The 17,583-nt window shown below is 47.5% G+C and carries 21 protein-coding genes and 1 tRNA gene; 12 read left to right on the top strand and 10 right to left on the bottom strand.

The features are described from left to right. The first annotated feature begins 67 nt into the window (after positions 1-67). From B9Z32_RS09340 to B9Z32_RS09320, 4 genes are all read left to right on the top strand, one after another. Entirely contained in the window at positions 68-775 is a 708-nt protein-coding gene (locus B9Z32_RS09340; protein ID WP_108421162.1) for a GntR family transcriptional regulator, read from the top strand. A 599-nt stretch (positions 776-1,374) separates the two neighbouring features. After that, a complete protein-coding gene (locus B9Z32_RS09335) occupies positions 1,375-1,650 on the top strand; it encodes a helix-turn-helix transcriptional regulator (RefSeq protein ID WP_108421161.1) in 276 nt (91 codons plus the stop codon). A gap of 62 nt (positions 1,651-1,712) precedes the next feature. Further along, the gene (locus B9Z32_RS09330) at positions 1,713-2,150 is read left to right on the top strand and encodes a universal stress protein (RefSeq protein ID WP_108421160.1); all 438 of its coding nucleotides are present in this window, start codon (positions 1,713-1,715) and stop codon (positions 2,148-2,150) included. A 671-nt stretch (positions 2,151-2,821) separates the two neighbouring features. Then, a tRNA-Asn gene (locus B9Z32_RS09320) sits at positions 2,822-2,897 on the top strand. Between the two features lie 308 nt (positions 2,898-3,205). On the opposite strand, the gene B9Z32_RS09315 is transcribed toward B9Z32_RS09320, so the two are convergent. From B9Z32_RS09315 to B9Z32_RS09280, 8 genes are all read right to left on the bottom strand, one after another. Continuing rightward, positions 3,206-4,347 (bottom strand): IS3 family transposase gene (locus B9Z32_RS09315; RefSeq protein ID WP_108421583.1). Its coding sequence is split into 2 segments (ribosomal slippage): positions 3,206-4,104 and positions 4,104-4,347, totalling 1,143 coding nucleotides; the frame shifts between segments, so codons are not numbered across the junction. A 291-nt stretch (positions 4,348-4,638) separates the two neighbouring features. Then, the gene (gene arsH / locus B9Z32_RS09310; protein ID WP_108421158.1) at positions 4,639-5,376 is read right to left on the bottom strand and encodes an arsenical resistance protein ArsH; all 738 of its coding nucleotides are present in this window, start codon (positions 5,374-5,376) and stop codon (positions 4,639-4,641) included. Further along, the gene (gene arsC / locus B9Z32_RS09305; protein WP_108421157.1) at positions 5,354-5,770 is read right to left on the bottom strand and encodes an arsenate reductase (glutaredoxin); all 417 of its coding nucleotides are present in this window, start codon (positions 5,768-5,770) and stop codon (positions 5,354-5,356) included. The genes arsH and arsC overlap by 23 nt, the downstream gene beginning before the upstream one ends. An 8-nt stretch (positions 5,771-5,778) precedes the next feature. Then, entirely contained in the window at positions 5,779-6,438 is a 660-nt protein-coding gene (locus tag B9Z32_RS09300) for an MIP/aquaporin family protein (protein WP_108421156.1), read from the bottom strand. A gap of 22 nt (positions 6,439-6,460) precedes the next feature. Further along, complete coding sequence (locus B9Z32_RS09295) at positions 6,461-6,955, bottom strand: arsenate reductase ArsC (RefSeq protein WP_108421155.1); 495 nt, start codon at positions 6,953-6,955, stop codon at positions 6,461-6,463. Between the two features lie 30 nt (positions 6,956-6,985). Then, positions 6,986-7,384, bottom strand: coding sequence for a helix-turn-helix transcriptional regulator (locus B9Z32_RS09290; protein WP_108421154.1), 399 nt, complete (start codon positions 7,382-7,384; stop codon positions 6,986-6,988). Next, positions 7,381-8,661: an organoarsenical effux MFS transporter ArsJ gene (arsJ, locus tag B9Z32_RS09285; RefSeq protein ID WP_108421153.1), complete on the bottom strand. Its 1,281-nt coding sequence runs from the start codon at positions 8,659-8,661 to the stop codon at positions 7,381-7,383. Before arsJ ends, B9Z32_RS09290 begins: the two co-directional genes overlap by 4 nt. Before the next feature lies 1 nt (position 8,662). Next, positions 8,663-9,706, bottom strand: coding sequence for an ArsJ-associated glyceraldehyde-3-phosphate dehydrogenase (locus tag B9Z32_RS09280; RefSeq protein WP_108421152.1), 1,044 nt, complete (start codon positions 9,704-9,706; stop codon positions 8,663-8,665). Positions 9,707-9,879: 173 nt separating this feature from the next. On the opposite strand from B9Z32_RS09280, the gene phnD reads away from it, so the two are divergent. From phnD to B9Z32_RS09245, 7 genes are all read left to right on the top strand, one after another. Next, positions 9,880-10,833, top strand: coding sequence for a phosphate/phosphite/phosphonate ABC transporter substrate-binding protein (phnD, locus tag B9Z32_RS09275; protein ID WP_108421151.1), 954 nt, complete (start codon positions 9,880-9,882; stop codon positions 10,831-10,833). A gap of 9 nt (positions 10,834-10,842) precedes the next feature. Next, positions 10,843-11,667 carry a phosphonate ABC transporter ATP-binding protein gene (phnC, locus tag B9Z32_RS09270; protein WP_108421150.1) on the top strand — a complete coding sequence of 275 codons (825 nt, stop codon included), beginning with the start codon at positions 10,843-10,845 and terminating at the stop codon, positions 11,665-11,667. Then, positions 11,664-12,485, top strand: a complete 822-nt coding sequence (gene phnE, locus B9Z32_RS09265; RefSeq protein WP_108421149.1) for a phosphonate ABC transporter, permease protein PhnE — start codon at positions 11,664-11,666, stop codon at positions 12,483-12,485. The genes phnC and phnE (B9Z32_RS09265) overlap by 4 nt, the downstream gene beginning before the upstream one ends. Continuing rightward, on the top strand, positions 12,482-13,291 hold the full coding sequence (gene phnE / locus B9Z32_RS09260) for a phosphonate ABC transporter, permease protein PhnE (RefSeq protein WP_108421148.1): 810 nt from the start codon (positions 12,482-12,484) through the stop codon (positions 13,289-13,291). The genes phnE (B9Z32_RS09265) and phnE (B9Z32_RS09260) overlap by 4 nt, the downstream gene beginning before the upstream one ends. A gap of 481 nt (positions 13,292-13,772) precedes the next feature. Then, positions 13,773-15,158 carry a tyrosine-type recombinase/integrase gene (locus B9Z32_RS09255; protein WP_108421147.1) on the top strand — a complete coding sequence of 462 codons (1,386 nt, stop codon included), beginning with the start codon at positions 13,773-13,775 and terminating at the stop codon, positions 15,156-15,158. A 42-nt stretch (positions 15,159-15,200) separates the two neighbouring features. Further along, positions 15,201-15,683, top strand: a complete 483-nt coding sequence (locus tag B9Z32_RS09250; protein ID WP_108421146.1) for a hypothetical protein — start codon at positions 15,201-15,203, stop codon at positions 15,681-15,683. 146 nt (positions 15,684-15,829) lie between these two features. Beyond that, the gene (locus B9Z32_RS09245) at positions 15,830-16,102 is read left to right on the top strand and encodes an HU family DNA-binding protein (protein ID WP_108421145.1); all 273 of its coding nucleotides are present in this window, start codon (positions 15,830-15,832) and stop codon (positions 16,100-16,102) included. A 24-nt stretch (positions 16,103-16,126) separates the two neighbouring features. Here the strand turns inward: B9Z32_RS09245 and B9Z32_RS09240 are convergent, their stop codons facing one another. Next, a complete protein-coding gene (locus B9Z32_RS09240; RefSeq protein WP_108421144.1) occupies positions 16,127-16,492 on the bottom strand; it encodes a hypothetical protein in 366 nt (121 codons plus the stop codon). A 47-nt stretch (positions 16,493-16,539) separates the two neighbouring features. Here B9Z32_RS09240 and B9Z32_RS09235 point away from each other — a divergent pair, with 47 nt between their 5' ends. Further along, entirely contained in the window at positions 16,540-16,875 is a 336-nt protein-coding gene (locus tag B9Z32_RS09235) for a hypothetical protein (protein ID WP_108421143.1), read from the top strand. Here the strand turns inward: B9Z32_RS09235 and B9Z32_RS09230 are convergent. Next, complete coding sequence (locus B9Z32_RS09230; RefSeq protein WP_108421142.1) at positions 16,868-17,563, bottom strand: hypothetical protein; 696 nt, start codon at positions 17,561-17,563, stop codon at positions 16,868-16,870. The two genes, B9Z32_RS09235 and B9Z32_RS09230, sit on opposite strands and share 8 nt — an antisense overlap. Positions 17,564-17,583 lie beyond the last annotated feature (20 nt).

Raw genomic sequence — 17,583 nt, 5'->3', positions numbered from 1 at the left:
TATAAAATAGGTACTAACGCGGATAAATATCGAGATTTATTGATTATCTCTCTACTACAATGCAGTGATGGAAAGTCAAAACAACTTCTTTTGGGCAGAACTGGATAGCAGCTCCGAGCCGCGGTCACAGATTGAATCCGCTTATCTACAGCTACGTGAAGCCATCATTGAAGGCCGCCACGCTCCAGGCGAGCGACTTCGGGTGGAGCACCTCAAGGACCAATATAATGTTGGCGCGGGCACTTTGCGTGAAGCGTTGGCCCTGCTTGTATCCGACTCACTTGTAGTGTCGCAGTCACAGAGGGGCTTTCGTGTTGCACCCATGTCGCTGGCCGATATTGAAGACCTCACGCGTACCCGCACAGTCTTGGAATGCGCCGCGTTTCGCGACTCGATGCAACTTGGTGACGATGAATGGGAGGCCCGCGTAGTTAGCGCTTATCACAAGCTTTCGCGTACCGAGGTAAGACTAGCCAAAGATGCGGCTAATGTTTTCGACGAATGGGAAGAGCGCAATCGCGCCTTTCACGAAGCTCTTACTTCTGCATCCCCGTCAACTTGGATCCAGCGCTTTCGCGTCATTCTTTACAGACAGGCTCGCCGCTATCGTCGCCTATCAGCCGTTAGCTCAATTGTCCCGACACAGGTACACGAAGAGCACCGCCAGATATTTGAGGCCGCTATGAGTCGCGACATCGTCAAGGCCGAGAAATTGCTTGCGCAGCACATCCAGCTAGCGCTTACGATAATCAAACAGCGAGGAATTCTGAAATAACGAACGCCGGCAAAGCAAAGGTTTTAATAAAGACCAGTTCTATATTTTTGCACAGGCTGGCGTCTCTCAGTAGGCTCATACTCAATTTCGTAGGCGAAGATCACTGTCGTTTCAAATTGCAAATTAGTAAGAGCGCCTAAGTTCTGCGTAAGTCAGGTAAGAGACTGATTCTTGGGGTGCAGATTTAACTGACCTAGGTCATACATACCGTACCAAAGTGGTGGATCAAAATTTAATAAATTCCTGGAATAGCGTCTTACTCCCTGCATCTCATGCGCAGCGATCAGACTGATTCACTCTGGACACCCCACAACCGTCCAGAGCAAACCAAGCGTCCAGAGTCTGGACGCTTTGATACCGGCCAGAGCACCCTAAGCGTCCAGATTCTGGACACCCCATAACCGTACCGAGCACTTGGACCGTCCAGAGCAGCTGCGCTCCCTTGTGGGCGAGATACGTCAAAGTGCGTTATGAAGTGCGCGTACAAAATTGTGAGAATGCCAAAATAAGCTTGTAAGAAGACAAAAGGAAATATATAACTCCCCCATCCACATATTGGAATTGAAACACTACAAATAGACCGATCACTAGAGAAACGCATGCGCTCCACAACGAAAAAGCGATCTCCGCTAAGTGCTTCTAATGCCAAGAGGCTGGAGGAGTTATGTGTCTGGATTACTGAAAACTTTGATCAAACTCTGGGCTGGACTCAATTGACCAATAAAAGTGGATTTTCTAAAGAGCAGCTAGTTGAACTATTTCAACTGTACAAACAAGTAACTCCAATGGCCTTCATTAGACATGTCAGGCAACAGCATAAAAATAATCTAACAATCAACTTACAGCCTGATCTCTTCGAGAAAATCAAAAATTGAGTCAATTACAGCGACCGTTTAACCCAACTCATGCACAACTGAGATTGATCAAGGAGAAGCAGATGTATCAAAAAATCATTCTGGCCTATGACGGATCTCTTGAAAGTCAGCAGGCGCTTCTAAATTGCAAAGACATCTCGCAATGGGAGCATGCCAAGGTCCATCTACTGTCTGTGGTTCCCTACGACACGATTCCAATTGGTCACGAGACTTCTTACTACACCGAGCAACAAAATCAGGTAGAGGAACTTCGTCGCCGAAAAACGCTCAATGAAGGCGTTGCGCAACTAAACGAAGCTGGATTGGAAGCAATTGGTGAATTGCTGAAAGGCGATGCGGTAGATCAAATCGTGAAATACGCAACTAGCATTGAAGCTGACTTGATCATGCTAGGTCACAAGCGTCATGGCAATTGGCTAGAACGTTGGTGGCGTAGCTCTACTCCCAAGGCTTTGATTGAGCACTCGCCTTGCAGTGTTTTGGTGGTCATCATCAAATAAGAATGATGACGAGTTATCTACCCTGTCAGTTTGATGTTTTATCTTTTATAGACGCATCATTTGCAGCTGACGCAGGGTTCTCTGGCTTGTGATCGCCCAGCACTTCTTTCAGAGGACAAATGCCTACAGCAGGACATTTGTTGCAAGTAGCCATTAAGGCAATTGGGCAAAGAGTCATATAACTCCCTTGAAAGTGAACGGGTTGCTTACGGATCGTCAGCATAGTCTCTTTGCTAATCGAAAGCTATTCGATTCAATCCTAAGCAAGACATTAATGCAATCAACTCGAACCGTCCAGACTCTGGACACCCCCCACCTGTCCAGAGTAACCAAGCGTCCAGAGCACACGTACCGTCCAGAGCAAACCAAGCGTCCAGAGTCTGGACGCTCTGATATCGGCCAGAGCACATCGACTGTCCAGATTCTGGACGCCCTGCTTGGTTCTATTTGCGTTGTGTTTTTGCTTGCTAAAAGCTCAATGCAAATCGATCCCCCGAGGCATGTTTTCCAGAGTGAAACCACGCTTCAACAACCCTGTGCCAACAAATCCGATTAGCTCTCGAAAAGCTGCATTTTTTTTGCTACAATGCGAGGCTTAGCGAATTTCACAGACGCTCTAAGTCCTAAAGACTCTGAATTTCTGTGTACTTTTCTGCTAACAAACCGAATATTCCTCGATAGCTCAGTCGGTAGAGCGCCGGACTGTTAATCCGTAGGTCCCTGGTTCGAGCCCAGGTCGAGGAGCCAATACATAAGGGCTAGGACGTGAAAACGTGCTAGCCTTTTCTGTAACACGGTTGTCGCACGGTTTAGCACACAGCTATATGCGAAAAAGTTTGGTTATTTGCAACCATTCTGCTACCCAACTCCCCCACCCACTCGTTTGCTGCTTTGTATGTTTGGTATACAAGTGGCTAAAACACGCTGCTAACGTGCTGCTGCAAGTGCAGCATACGCATACCTACCCCCACACACGCAAGCAGCTGCAGCAGCTGTATAAACACACTGCGTTGCTTCGCAGTTGTATGGCATTCCCCCAATTTTGTAGACACTCTTCATAACGCAATTTGACGTCTCTCGAACTCAAGGGGGCTGAGTTGGTCAAGATGTTTGTGACGCCGAACTGGATTGTAGAAGCCTTCAATGTACTCAAAGACTTCAGACCTGGCCTCCTGTCTTGTTTTGTAAATCCTCTTTTTGATCTTTTCACTCTTCAAGTTACTGAAGAACGATTCGGCCACCGCGTTGTCCCAGCAGTTTCCTCTTCGGCTCATACTGGGACTTAAACGGTTTTCCTTGCACCAGCGGCTGAACTCGTCACTTCCAAACTGTGAGCCCTGGTCCGAGTGGATGATCACCGAGCCCTTAGGCCGGCGGCGCCACACAGCCATCGTCAACGCGTCCAGCACCAGCGTGGTCTCCATGCTGCCTCGCATGCTCCACCCCACCAAAGCCCTTGAGTGCAAGTCCAGCACCACCGCCAAGTAGAGCCACCCTTCATACGTGCGGATGTACGTGATATCGGTCACCCAAACTTGATCCGCCTCGTCTTGCTGGAATTGGCGCTGCAACTGGTTGGGCGAGACCTGCGAGGGCCGACCCACCTTGTAACGTGGCCTTTTGTAGCCACGTACTGACTTGATTTGAGCCATTCGCATGAGCCTGGCCACCCGGTTCTCGCTGCAAGGAACACCAGCCTCCCTCAAATCATAAAAGATTCGGGGGCTGCCGTAGATGCCCATACTCTGGTCGTAGAACTCTTTTATCTGCGCTGTCAGGGCTTGGTTCTCCATTGCTCTTGGCGACAAGGGCTCCAGTAGCCAGGCATAGAAGCCACTGCGGTGGACGTCCAGCACCCGGCACATACCACTGAGAGTGAACTCTGCCCGGTTCTCCTGGATAAACGCGTACTTCACTCTGACTGTTTGGCAAAGTACGCGGCGGCCTTTTTTAGGATGTCGCGCTCCTCTGTGGTGCGCCTGAGTTCAGCCTTTAACCGGTTGAGCTCCGCTTGCATAGACTTCATGTCATCAATGGCAACTGGCTCATTGGTGGCCTTGAACTTCTTGACCCAGGTGTACAGCAGGCCGTCCCCAATTCCTAATCGCTTGGCTACATCGACAACAGAGTGGCCCCTGTCGATAACTTGGCGAACCGCCTCTTCTTTGAACTCAGCTGTGTATTTGGCTTTTTGCATTTGCATTTCTCCCATTCAGATTTTGACAATAATATTTGTCTACTGAATTGGGGGAATGCCAAACTTTTCCAAAAACTTAGTTCGAGCCCCAAGCGTGGCCTCAAACTTTCACCTGCATAATGACTCAGACAATTGCAAATTTGACTGTTTTGGCTGGAAAGTTACATTATGTAACCTTTTGGGTTATTACACGAATTATTACACGTTTATCAAAAATACACGTAAGTCATTGATTTATATTAGTTTTTGAGGAGCCTGGCTTTCTGTTAATCAGGGGTTCAAACAATTAATTTAGATTGATTTCTGATTAACTCTTTTAGAAAGTTGTTCAGCTGATTCTTTGCGTTCGCTATATCGATCAACTAGATACGGTGATACGTCACGAGTCAGAAGCGTGAACTTCACTAACTCTTCCATCACATCCACGACCCTGTCGTAATAAGCTGATGGCTTCATACGGCCATCTTCCTCAAACTCTAGGAACGCTTTGGCAACTGAGCTTTGATTTGGAATCGTAAGCATACGCATCCAGCGCCCTAGGATCCGCATTTGGTTCACAGCATTGAAGGATTGCGAACCGCCGCATACTTCCATCACTGCTAAGGTTTTTCCCTGTGTAGGACGAACAGCGCCTACGGACAAAGGTATCCAGTCAATCTGACTTTTTAAGATGCCTGTCATAGCGCCGTGACGCTCGGGTGAGCACCAAACCATACCCTCAGACCATGCAGCCAAATCACGTAATTCTTCTACCTTTGCATGTGTATCAGGTGCAGCATCGGGTTGCGGCAGACCCAAAGGATCAAACACCCTCACCTCTGCACCCATAGCTTCAAGCAATCCCGCTGCCTCCAGAGTCAATAGCTTGCTGTAAGAGCGCTCGCGCAAAGATCCATACAACATCAAAATCCTTGGCGGATGAGTTGACACCTGTTGCGGCGTTAACAAAGCTTGCTGCGGAAACTCAAAGCAAGCTTCATCCAGATTAGGCAATTTATCAGTGACCTCAGACACGCAAGCCCTTTTCATTGATCACAACTTCACCATCTTCTTTGGTAAATGCACCACGCTGGGGTTCTACAAGGATATCCAGCACGGCTTCAGACGGACGACACAACTTTGTACCAATTGAAGTCACAACGATTGGACGATTGATGAGAATGGGATGAACCATCATCAAGTCCAATAGTTCTTCGTCAGACCATTTTGCGTTTCCCAAATCCAGTTCTTCATACGGCGTGCCCTTTTGACGAAGCACATCCCTTACTGGAATAGACATATCAGAAATCAACTTTTTGAGTTGTTCTTTTGACGGAGGTGTCTCTAAATAAAGAACCACCTCAGGTTCAACGCCTGAGTTGCTAATCAGGGCTAATGTATTGCGAGAAGTGCCGCAATTCGGATTATGAAAAATTTTGACCATAACAACTCTTAATGACTTTGTTGGTGGCCGGACTTCAACAATGAATGAAGAAACAATCCGAGGAATCCGCCAACGATCTGAGCGACAACAAAGGCGGGTACATCTGCTGGTGAAATACCTGCAAATGTATTGGAGAACATGCGACCGAACGCAGCTGCTGGATTTGCAAAAGACGTGCTTGCAGTAAACCAATATGCTGCGCCAATGTAGCAAGCAACTATGGAAGATGCTTTGCCTTCAGGTGAACGCAAGATCACGAATAACAAGCCACAAGTAGCAACTGCTTCAGCAAACCACTGTGCCGGTCCCGTTCTCACTTTGGTAGACCATTGCAAAATTTCAAGTTCAAACATTGCATGAGCCGCCCACGCGCCCAATGCCGCACCTGTGAGCTGAGCAATCACATAACCTATTAAATGATGTCGTGCTAAATCTTTGCGAAACGCCATGACCATCGATACAACTGGATTGAAGTGTGCACCACTGATAGGCCCAATTGTTTCAATCAGCACATACAGAGCAAAGACAGTGGCGAGTGTATTAGCCAGAAGAGCAATTGCTGTGTTTCCACCTGCCAATTGCTCTGCCATGATGCCTGAGCCGATGACAGTACAAAACAAGGCTGCAGTACCAACTAGCTCAGCAAAATATCGCTTCCAACTTATCATTTTTTAAGCAAGGTCTCGTGCTTCAGATCTGACCGATGTTTTTAACTTCGCGGTGCAAAGAAATACGATCCAAACTGGCGATGGGTAAGCTGGTGAAAAGAGAAATGCGACGATTCAAAATCATGAAGACATTGCTAAATGCTTTTTCTTTCTCTTCTGTTGTTCCCTTTACAGAAGCGGGATCTTCAACGCCCCAGTGAGCGGAAAATGGTTGGCCTGGCCAGATTGGGCAAACTTCGCCGGCTGCGTTGTCACAAACTGTCAATACAAAGTCCATGACGGGAGCGTCAGGTACAGCAAATTCATCCCAGCTTTTGCTGCGAAGATTGTCAGTACCAAAATGATTTTTATTAAGCCAATTAATTGCAATGGGATTGACCGATCCAACTGGGTGACTACCGGCGCTATAGGCGCGAAAGCGGTCTGAGCCAAGCGAATTGAGAATGGCTTCAGCCATGATGCTGCGTGCAGAGTTTCCAGTGCACAAAAATAAGACGTTAAGAATTCGATCAGACATGATTTTCCTTTTAAAACTCAATGGTTGGGGTTAAACGCTCAAACTCTTGCTTTTAACTTTCCTTTCGCTTTCGCTTTCGCAATCAGGATCTTGGCAATCAATGGATGGCAATTCAAAGCATGCTTGGCCTTTGCAACATTCGTCAGTTAAAAAAACTAACAAATTTTGCATCCGACTCAGGTTTGCTCTATAGCGCAGGTTTCGTCCTTCACGCTCTTGCGACACAAGTTCGCAATGAAGAAGTTCTTTGAGGTGAAAAGAGAGTGAGTTGGAAGGAACACCCAGCGCTACAGCCATATCACCTGGATACATGCCATCCTGCCCTGCAACAACCAGCAATCGAAATACGTTCAACCGGTTGATTTGCGCTAAAGCGCAAAGTGCCTTGACAACCCACTGTGGGTCTGCTGGCGTTACAACTGTGTTCATGTTGAATCCTTGTTGCTCTCTAGTTGCAACATAGGCTTTACAGGTAACCGCAAAGTTGCCATCCAACATATGGAAAGCATTGCAGCAGATCCGATGAGTGAATAAATCAGACCACCCCACTGAAACAACAAGCCTGACATCAAGGTTCCAAAGAAGCGCCCTAAGGCATTAGCAGCATAGTAAAACCCAACATCCTCAGCTGCTTTTTCTGAACCAGCATAGGCCAATACCAAATAGCTGTGAACTGAGGAATTAACCGCAAATGCAAATCCGAACAACCCAAGACCACCCACAACCCACCACTCAAGATTGGGAACGTCTTGCCAGACAATCACTGCAATGGCAGCAGGGATCAATGCCAAGATCAAGGACCACCAGCGAGCAGCTGGTACTTCGCGCGAGAGGCCGTCTTCACTGCGTTTGACAATATTTGGGGCGAGGGCTTGAACTAATCCATAGCCTATTGTCCAAGTTGCCAAGAATGTACCCACCATGGTGAAGGTCCATCCAACAGAATAAAGAAATACTGGTACTCCGACCACAAACCAAACATCGCGAGCTCCAAAGAGTACAACGCGAGCAGCAGAAAGTGCGTTGAGGCCTTGGTTTTTTGCAAACAATTCTTTGGCCGATTTGGAGGCTTTGCTTTTGCCGATCATGGGAGGCAAACTGCTGATGACGCCGATCAAAACCAAAGCCAGTAATCCAGCCATGGCAATCAACGACCACTGAAATCCGACAGCTTGCAGTAAAACGCCACCAAGGAAAAAACCAAACCCTTTCATGGCATTCTTACTGCCAGTAAACCAAGCGACCCACTTAAACAACTGACCGTTACTTTGGGTTTTGGCTTCAGCCTGCGTAATCTTGATCGCTGACTTGCTGGCAGTTTTAGTTAGATCTTTTGCTACGCCACAAATACCCTGAGAAATGACCACCCATGCGACAGACATGGCCGCAGTCCAAGTCGGATCAAGTTGAGACAAGAGCATGAATCCAATAATCTGAGTCATCAGACCCACAGTGAGCATTCGTGCAATACCAAATCTTGTCGCCAACCAGCCTCCAATCAAATTGGCCAGCACGCCAGCTGCTTCGTAGAGCAAAAATAACAAAGACAACATTAAGGGTGAGTAACCCAGTTTGTAGAAATGAAGAAGCACCAGCATGCGCAGTGCCCCATCAGTGAGTGTGAACCCCCAATAGGCTGCCGTGACGATCATGTAATTACGGACGGCAGGTACTACAACGGGAAGTTGACGGTTGGGTGATTCCATCTTAAAAACCAACTGATTCCATGTAGCACGCCAAATCCACCATACGGCATGCGTAGCCCATCTCGTTGTCATACCAAGCATAGACCTTGAGGAGAGTTCCGTCAGTCACCATGGTCGACAACGCGTCGATGATTGAGCTGCGGGTGTCGCGTGCATAGTCAACACTGACCAAAGGACGTGTTTCGTAACCCAGAATACCGAGCAATGGTCCATTTGCAGCTTTTTCAAAAAGTGCGTTGACTTCCTCTGCCGTAGTCGATCGTTGAAGTTCAAAGACGCAATCTGTCAAAGATGCGTTCAGTACAGGCGCCCGAACCGCATGGCCGTTCAATTTGCCTTTGAGTTCAGGGTAGATCAATGCAATTGCTGTGGCACTGCCTGTTGATGTTGGCGCCAAGCTCACCATAGCGCTGCGCGCGCGGCGCAAATCTTTGTGCGGCGCATCGACTACCAAGTTGGTGTTGGTTGGGTCGTGAATGGTTGTGATCTGACCATGCTTGATGCCTAAGTTTTCATGAATCACTTTGACAACGGGCGCCAAGCAATTGGTTGTACAAGATGCTGCTGTGACGATGAAATCTTTGGTAGGGTTGTACAACTCATGATTGATGCCGACCACAATATTTAGCACTCCGCCAACCTTCACTGGTGCGGCAACAATCACTCGCTTTGCGCCCCGATCTAGGTGGCCTTGAATGGTTTCAGGTGTGAGAAATTTCCCTGTGCATTCAAGTACGAGCTCTACGCCCAATTCACCCCATGGAATTTCGGCAGATGCGCCGAAAGAGGTGAAACGAATACGTTTGTCTTTGATCAGAATGGCCTCATCGCCATCTGCGCGAATGTCTGCTTTCCATTTACCTTGGACTGAATCGAAGGCCAGCAGGTGTGCCGTTGCAGCTGCTCCGCCTTTGAGCTCATTGACATGAACAACATCAAGTCGGTTCAATCCTCGGGGATCATCTTCAGGGCGTTCTGCGGCTCCCATTGCAGCTCTCAAAGCTAAACGACCGATTCGACCCATGCCATTGATGCCGACTTTCATGCTGAACCCTTTACCAATATATGAATGACTATTGAACTATAGAAATAAAGCATGACAAATTTATGACTATGCAGTGGGTTATTTCTCGCGAAAGAAATCAAAATATGGAATTCACTTTGTAACTGTTTTGACACAAATTAAAGTTAATGTAAAAATATTTACTAAGGAAGATTATGAAACTCCGTAAAACCATCGCTTTCGCTACGCTACTCGGCTTGGGTTTTGCCGGCCCAACTTTAGCCTTGGACCCCCGCTTTCAAGACGCAAACAACGACATGGTGGCTGACGCCCCTACAGACCCAAAGCAATGGATTGACCCTTCTACTTTGGTTTTTGCTTACACGCCAGTTGAAGACCCCGCCGTTTACGCACCAGTTTGGGCTCCCTTTTTAGACCACCTGTCAAAAGTAACTGGCAAGAAGGTTCAATTCTTTCCAGTGCAAAGCAACGCTGCGCAATTAGAAGCGATGCGTGCTGGCAGATTGCACGTTTCAGGTTTTAACACTGGCTCAAATCCCATTGCTGTCAATTGCTCTGGCTTTGTGCCCTTTGCCATGATGGCCTCTAAAGACAATCGCTTTGGCTACGAAATGGAGTTCATCACATACCCAGGCAGTGGTATCGAGAAAATTGAAGACATCAAAGGCAAGCGCATGGCCTTCACGGCAGAAACATCCAACTCTGGGTACAAAGCACCATCAGCTTTGATGCGGCAGCAGTTCAAAATGGAAGCTGGCAAGGACTTCACGCCCGTTTTCAGCGGCAAGCACGATAACTCTGTTTTGGGTGTAGCCAACAAAGACTATCCGGCTGCAGCCATTGCCAACTCGGTCAAATTGCGTATGGAAGCTCGCGGTGTTGTCAAGCCCGAGCAGACCAAGGTCATTTACAAATCGCAGTCTTTTCCCACCACTGGTTACGGTCATGTCTACAACCTCAAACCCGAATTGGCTGAAAAAATCAAACAAGCATTCTTCACCTTCAAGTGGGAAGGTACAACAATGGCCGCTGAGTTCAACAAAACCGAACCACCTCAGGAAAAATTCATGCCCATCACTTACAAGCAACATTGGGCTGTTGTGCGCGAAATTGATCAAGCCATGAGCGTCAGTTACGCCTGCAAATAAGCACCCCTAATGCTAGAACTGCATCAGTTAGAAAAACGCTACCCCACAGGCGATCTCGCTTTACAAGGCGTAGCCCTCAAAGTTGGATCCGGTGAGGTGCTTGGCTTAATTGGGCCTTCGGGCGCAGGAAAGTCCACGCTTATTCGTTGCGTCAATCGACTGGTGCAGCCTAGTGCAGGGCGCATCATTCTAGAAGGTCAAGATCTAGGTCAGCTTGACTCAACTGAGTTGCGCTTGGCCAGACGTCACATTGGCATGATTTTCCAAGAATATGCATTGGTTGAGCGCCTGACTGTCATGGAAAACCTGCTTTCGGGCAGACTTGGTTACACAGGATTTTGGGCAAGCTGGTTTAGAAAATTCGACGGTCAAGACATTGAACAAGCTTTCGCTTTGCTAGACCGCGTGGGTTTGGGTGGCATGGAAAACAAGCGTGCCGATGCATTGTCTGGCGGCCAGCGTCAGCGTGTCGGTATTGCTCGTGCGCTAATGCAAAGTCCTAAATTGTTGTTGGTAGACGAGCCTACTGCCAGCCTTGATCCAAAAACTTCGCGCCAAGTCATGCGTTTAATTTTGGAACTTTGTGAAGAACGAGGACTGGCTGCAATTGTTAACATTCATGACGTGGTGCTTGCTACAGAATTTTTGCCACGCATTGTAGGTCTGCGTGCTGGCTGCGTGGTGTTTGATGGGTCAGCCAAAGAGGTCAATCGCGATGTACTGACCAGCATTTATGGCGATGAAGATTGGACCACCATCACACAACGCATGCACGCCAACGAGGTTCCCAACAGCCACTTTAAAAGCTCAGACTTCGCCTCAACTGCGGTATGAGCGACTCAAGCATTCAAGTTGGCCAACGCCCTTTTCGTTCTTGGGCACCACAACCATTCATTGCCAATGTATGGACGCGCTGGGCACTTTATGCAGGCGCTTTGCTTTACATGGTTTTGGCCATTGGTTCTGTCGAAATAAACTGGGCAAGGATGGTGCTTGGCTTGGATCGAGGCTGGGCATTCGTACAAGGCTTTCTTTTTCCTGATTTCTCAAGTCGTTGGGGCGATATCAAGTTAGGGTTTCAGGAAAGCTTGACCATGACTGTCACGTCGACTGCGCTGGGCGTTTTGTTGTCCATTCCAGTGGCTGTGGGCGCTTCGCGCAATTTAGCCCCCGTTTGGATCTACCTTCTGTGCAGAGGCTTTATTGCCTTGTCTCGCACCCTCAATGAAATTATTGTGGCCATTTTTTTAGTGGCCATGTTTGGATTTGGCCCTTTCGCCGGATTTCTAACTTTGACTTTTGCCACTGTTGGCTTTATGGCCAAACTAATGGCAGAAGACATTGAAGAAATTCAAAGCTCGCAGCTCGAAGCACTGCGATCTACTGGCGCTGGCTACATGCAAGTGCTTGACTTTGCAGTTTTATCGCAAGTCATGCCTCGTTTGCTAGGTTTGTCTTTGTACCGGCTAGACATCAATTTTCGTGAATCTGCCGTCATAGGTATTGTTGGCGCAGGTGGCATTGGCGCGACCCTAAACACTGCCATGGACAGGTATGAATTCGATTCCGCTGCAGCAATTTTGTGGGTCATTATTGTGGTTGTGATGCTAGCCGAATATGCCTCGGGCAAGCTCAGAAAGTTGATTCAATGAACGTCTCTAAGCCAACTCGTGTTTGGCGCAAGCGCTCGTCAAAAGTTGACTTGGCTTTGTTCATGCTTTGGGTTTTTCTTTTGTCTTTTGTGACTTGGACCTTTCAGGTCATGACACAAGACACCATCTGGTCATTTGTGACAGATGCACCCGCGCAGTTTCAAGATATTGGCTCACGAATGATGCCACCAGCCTGGGCCTCCGTGCACGAGTTGTGGTGGCCCATGTGGGAGACTCTGAATATTGCTACCTTAGGCACTTTATTAGGCTTGGTCATGGCAATACCCATTGCCTTTTTAGCAGCCCACAACACTTCGCCTAGTGTTGGTTTCGTCCGACCTGTGGCCCTTTTTATCATAGTGGCTTCACGCTCCATCAACTCTTTAATCTGGGCCCTGTTGCTGGTGGCTATTTTAGGGCCCGGTGTTCTGGCCGGTATTCTGGCCATTGCTTTGCGTTCAATAGGCTTTATTGGCAAATTACTTTACGAGGCCATTGAAGAAATTGACAACGACCAGGTTGAAGCCATTGAGGCTACCGGCGCCTCAAGAGCTCAAACAATGGCTTGGGGTGTGGTGCCGCAAGTAGCGCCCAGTTTGGCAGGCATTAGTGTGTTTCGCTGGGACATCAACATACGCGAATCGACCGTGCTTGGATTGGTGGGTGCGGGCGGTATAGGCGTTAAGTTAGAAGGTGCACTGGCTACTTTGGCTTGGCCCAAAGTAACCATGCTGCTTATTTTAATTTTAGTGACCGTAGTTTTCAGTGAGTGGATCACGGCCAAAGTCAGACAGAAACTTATCTGAAATCGATAAAACATAGCCAACCAGCATCCTACGAACTAAAAACCAATCGCACGAGGTATTCCACGGTTTTCAATTCCCGTGCTGCTCAATATGCCCAGTTCTGTATCGGCGCATGGCCTCGAACTTCGGCCCCAACTGATTTAAGCCCCAAGCGTGGCCTCAAACTTTCACCTGCATAATGACTCAGACAATTGCAAATTTGACTGTTTTGGCTGGAAAGTTACATTATGTAACTTTTGGGGTTATTACACGAAATATTACACGTTTATCAAAAATACACGTAAGTCATTGATTTATATGAGTTTTTGAGGAGCCCGGCTTTCTGTTAATCCGTAGGTCCCTGGTTCGAGCCCAGGTCGAGGAGCCAGAACCCCAATAAAAACAACGACTTACGCGTTGTTTTTATTTTTTATGTCAATTACACATATATTGCACATAATATTGGTAGACCATTCACTCTGGACGCTTGTAAAATACACTCATGCGTGTACCCGCCCTACAAACTATCGTTGTCAAGCCCGAACTCATTCGCATTGTTCGTCGCGAGAACAGCCGTAAGTGGCAAGTGCATTACAAGATAGAAGGTGTCAAAACATGGTTTCGCAAAAGCGTCCAGACAACTGACGCAGACAAAGCCATTCAACTTGCTGAGCGCATGTGGATGAAGGCCACCTTCGATCATGAAGAGGGTCGCCCTGTGATCAGCAAGAAGTTTAAACCTGTGGCTGAAGTGGTGCTTCGGCGTTTGAATGAAGAGATTCAGGCAGGCACTGCCCGTCCCATCGCCAAGGACTATGTTTCAGCCATCAACCTGTACTTGATACCCTTCTATGGCAACTACAACGTGGACAGCATTAAGCCTGCCACCGTGAACGAGTTCCACACATGGCGCAAAGCCAAAGTTGGACGTGAACTGTCAGGCAGTGCTCAAAACAATCATAATTCTGCTTTCAACCTTGTGATTGATGAAGCAATTGAGCGGGGGTATATGACAGAGTACAACAGGCCAAGTACCAAAAACACTGGCGTAGAAAGTGATCGCCGCGCTGAATTCAGCCAAGATGAGCTGGAGCTACTGCTGTCTCAGGGCGACAAATTCATTGAAAACTCTCGCACAGACAAAACAACCATGATTCGCCAGGTCTTGGTCAAGGCCTATGTGCCCTTTCTTGCTGCTACTGGCATGCGAGCTGGTACAGAGTCAGAAAACCTAGAGTGGCGTCACATCGATGTGGAAGTTCGTGATGGTCAGCCCATCCTGCACATTCGCTTGCAAAAGGGTAAGTTGGGTGCTCGTAATTTTGTTGCTCACAACAGCTGCTGGCGCATTTTGGAAGTCATGCGGCAGATCAGCCCAGATCTCCGAGATATCCCATTAGAAGAAGTGCTACGTCAACGAGTAGCCAAGAAGCTGTTTCGCTTGGCAGATGGCACTGTGCCTGACAACTGGAACAAGCCATTTAGGCAGTACTTGGAAGACACCAAACTGCTGAACTGCCCTTTTACTGATAAAGAGCGCAGTCTATACAGTCTGCGTCATTACTACGCTACGCAGCGACTGCTGGATGGCATCCCGATTCATGATCTTGCACAGCAGATGGGAACTTCTGTGTTGATGATTGGCAAACATTACAGTCACCTCACACCCCTCATGAAAGCCACTCAGTTTGCTGGCACCTTATCCACAGACGGCAGTGCAGAAACAGCAGAGATCAAGGCCATCATGGCCGCACAAACTGTGAACCATAACATCTTGAGCCTGGTGCAACTGGGCACAGAGATGACCACACCCCTGATTGTGCAAAGCTCCGGCTTGGCAAGAGATTTTGAGCAACGTCTCAAATCTCACACACCCCAACCTCAATAACCCCTAACACCGCCCTAGCCCACCTACGACTGGATATTCAGCATGACTCAATACATCCACGACTACTTTGCTGCCCACGCGCTGCGGGCAATTTCTGGCATGAAAGAAAGTCAACAGGCTCAGAGTTTTTATCGCCGACTGCTGGCGCGACTAGAGCGTGGTGAGGATTTGAGCGCAGAAGTGCCAGAAATTGCACGCGTAGGTAGTGCTGGCGCAGTAGAAGTGGTCAAGCAGGCCATCGCAGAAAACAAGACAAAGTTTGATGCTGTGTGGAATCTACCCAAGTCTGTTCAAGGCATAGGCCGTCAGCAGGTGAGCATGGCGCGCGAGCCCTACGAGATCTTGCCCAGAGTAACGATGGCATTTACTTACACTGGCGCAGCAGGCAAGGTCACTGTGCAGGCTGTCACAGCTGGGGAAAATGTAGCTGTGGAATTTGCCGCCCCCAAAAACAAAATGGCCGCTGCTGCAGCAGTGTCAGAGTTGGAGAAAGCCCTGTCATTTGCACTACTAGCAGCAAAGTAACGCTAATTTAGTTGTCGCGACTTGTGCTAATTTGGCATTTATTTAAATTCAAATAAATCGCAAAACAGCATAGACCTAGGGAATTCCATACATTTGAAATTTCTCAAATTGTATAGAGTCATGAGCATGACCTTTGGAGCGTGATCATGAATAAATCAGAACTGGTAGAGCATATTGCGGACCAATCAGGCTTGTCAAAAGCAGGCGCCACTCGAGCTATCAGCGTTATCTTAAATTCCATCACGAAAAGTTTAAAAAAAGGAGAACCGGTATCCATTGCTGGATTTGGCACTTTTGCTGTGAGAAAGCGCACTCCTCGTATGGGCAGAAATCCAAGAACTGGGGAGCCAGTACAAATTACTTCTGCCAAAGTTCCAATCTTCAAATCTGCTAGTGCTTTAAAAAATAATTTGAATTAACAATAAGAAGTTCATTACAAATTATCAGAAGCTGGCCACCAAGAATGGCATGGCACCAAAGTTGTCTCGTACAGCTTTAGGTTGAGCAGAGATCAAAGCATGTGACTCCAGCCCAGTTTTGGCTTCAAAGCGAGCGACCAATTCTTGGGTGATCATCACACTCACTCGATCTAGCTTTAGGCGTCTAGCACTGCCTTCAGGTGCTTGGATCTTTTGACATTCCAAAGCGTCCAGAAGCTGGACGAGTGCACTTGTGCCAACCGCATGCTGCTGCGCATTCACGCTGCTCCAATAGCCTGCACTCTTGCCCATCATTTTGCTGAGCGAGCGCACTGTGATGTTGGGAAATACCTCAGCCAAGGCCCAATAAAGATCCGTATTGAATTGCATGTGTGTTCCTCAATTGCATAAAGTATTTATGCAACATAAATAAACACATGAACACATATACAGCAATGGTTGCAGCGCAAGTGGGCAACTCAAGTCGACTAATTAAAACTCAGGTTCGTGCCGCGTCTGCGGGTGAAGCCAAGTGGCTGCTTCAAGCCGTCTATGGGTTTCATGCAATTGCATCCTTTCCAACGCAAGAGCGTGAAGTGCTGACAACCGAAGAAGCTGCAACTCAACCTGTCACTCCGGAACAGCAGCGAATTGCCAGCCTCAAAACTGCCAAAGATCGCGCTGGCGATGCGCTCAAAGCAGAGCATGACAGACAGAAAAAACAAAATGCCATGAAGACTTTGAGATCCCTGCCTGTTACGCCATCTAGCTAGCCGCCGCATCCACCGCTGACAACTGAATTGGTTTATCGGTCATAGCTTCGGGGCTGACGTCGACATCTTTCCAAAAATGTCTGTCATACCATTCATCAACTTTATCTTTTGCCAAACAAATAATTGGATAAGTCACTTCATTTAATTCTTGCGCTGACTTAGAAAGCAAATTGCTGTATGCAGATAAGTCCATAAGTTGTGAATCTTCTATCTTGTCAACCTGATGATGCAATCTATTTAAAGAACTTCTACCCTCCATACAAAAGAATGTAATAACTCTGTATGCTTCCAAGAGCTCATGAATATCGCTCAATTCAGAACTAACAAAATCAAATCCACCCAGTAACTGTTTACCGTATTTCAGTATTGCAAATTCCTTAACGCATGCCCCTTGATCTACAACGTAACAGTGCGATATGGAAGTCTTTCTCTTGTGATCATAGAACAGCCCTTCGGCTGGCCTGGATGCCCTAACAGCAAAAAGATTGTCAAACAAATCTGCAACGATAGGGTGTTTTTTTCTAGCTTGAAATAATTTACCTTTTTTCACTGCAAACGTCTTATTTAGCTCTGTACGGGTCAGATTTCGATTTGAGCTGAAAAGAATTAACGTGATCGGTCTTTCCACTGAGTTCGTAGTCTCAACTGATTTGTTGGAATTTTCTATTGCAACTGAATTTTTTGTCATTTTAAAACTCCTTAATTGAT

Origin of the sequence: Limnohabitans sp. MMS-10A-178, from assembly GCF_003063375.1 — a bacterium.
Lineage (GTDB): Bacteria > Pseudomonadota > Gammaproteobacteria > Burkholderiales > Burkholderiaceae_C > Limnohabitans_A.
The sequence above is the reverse complement of the archived record's forward strand: the minus strand, read 5'-3'. Positions and strand labels throughout refer to the sequence as shown.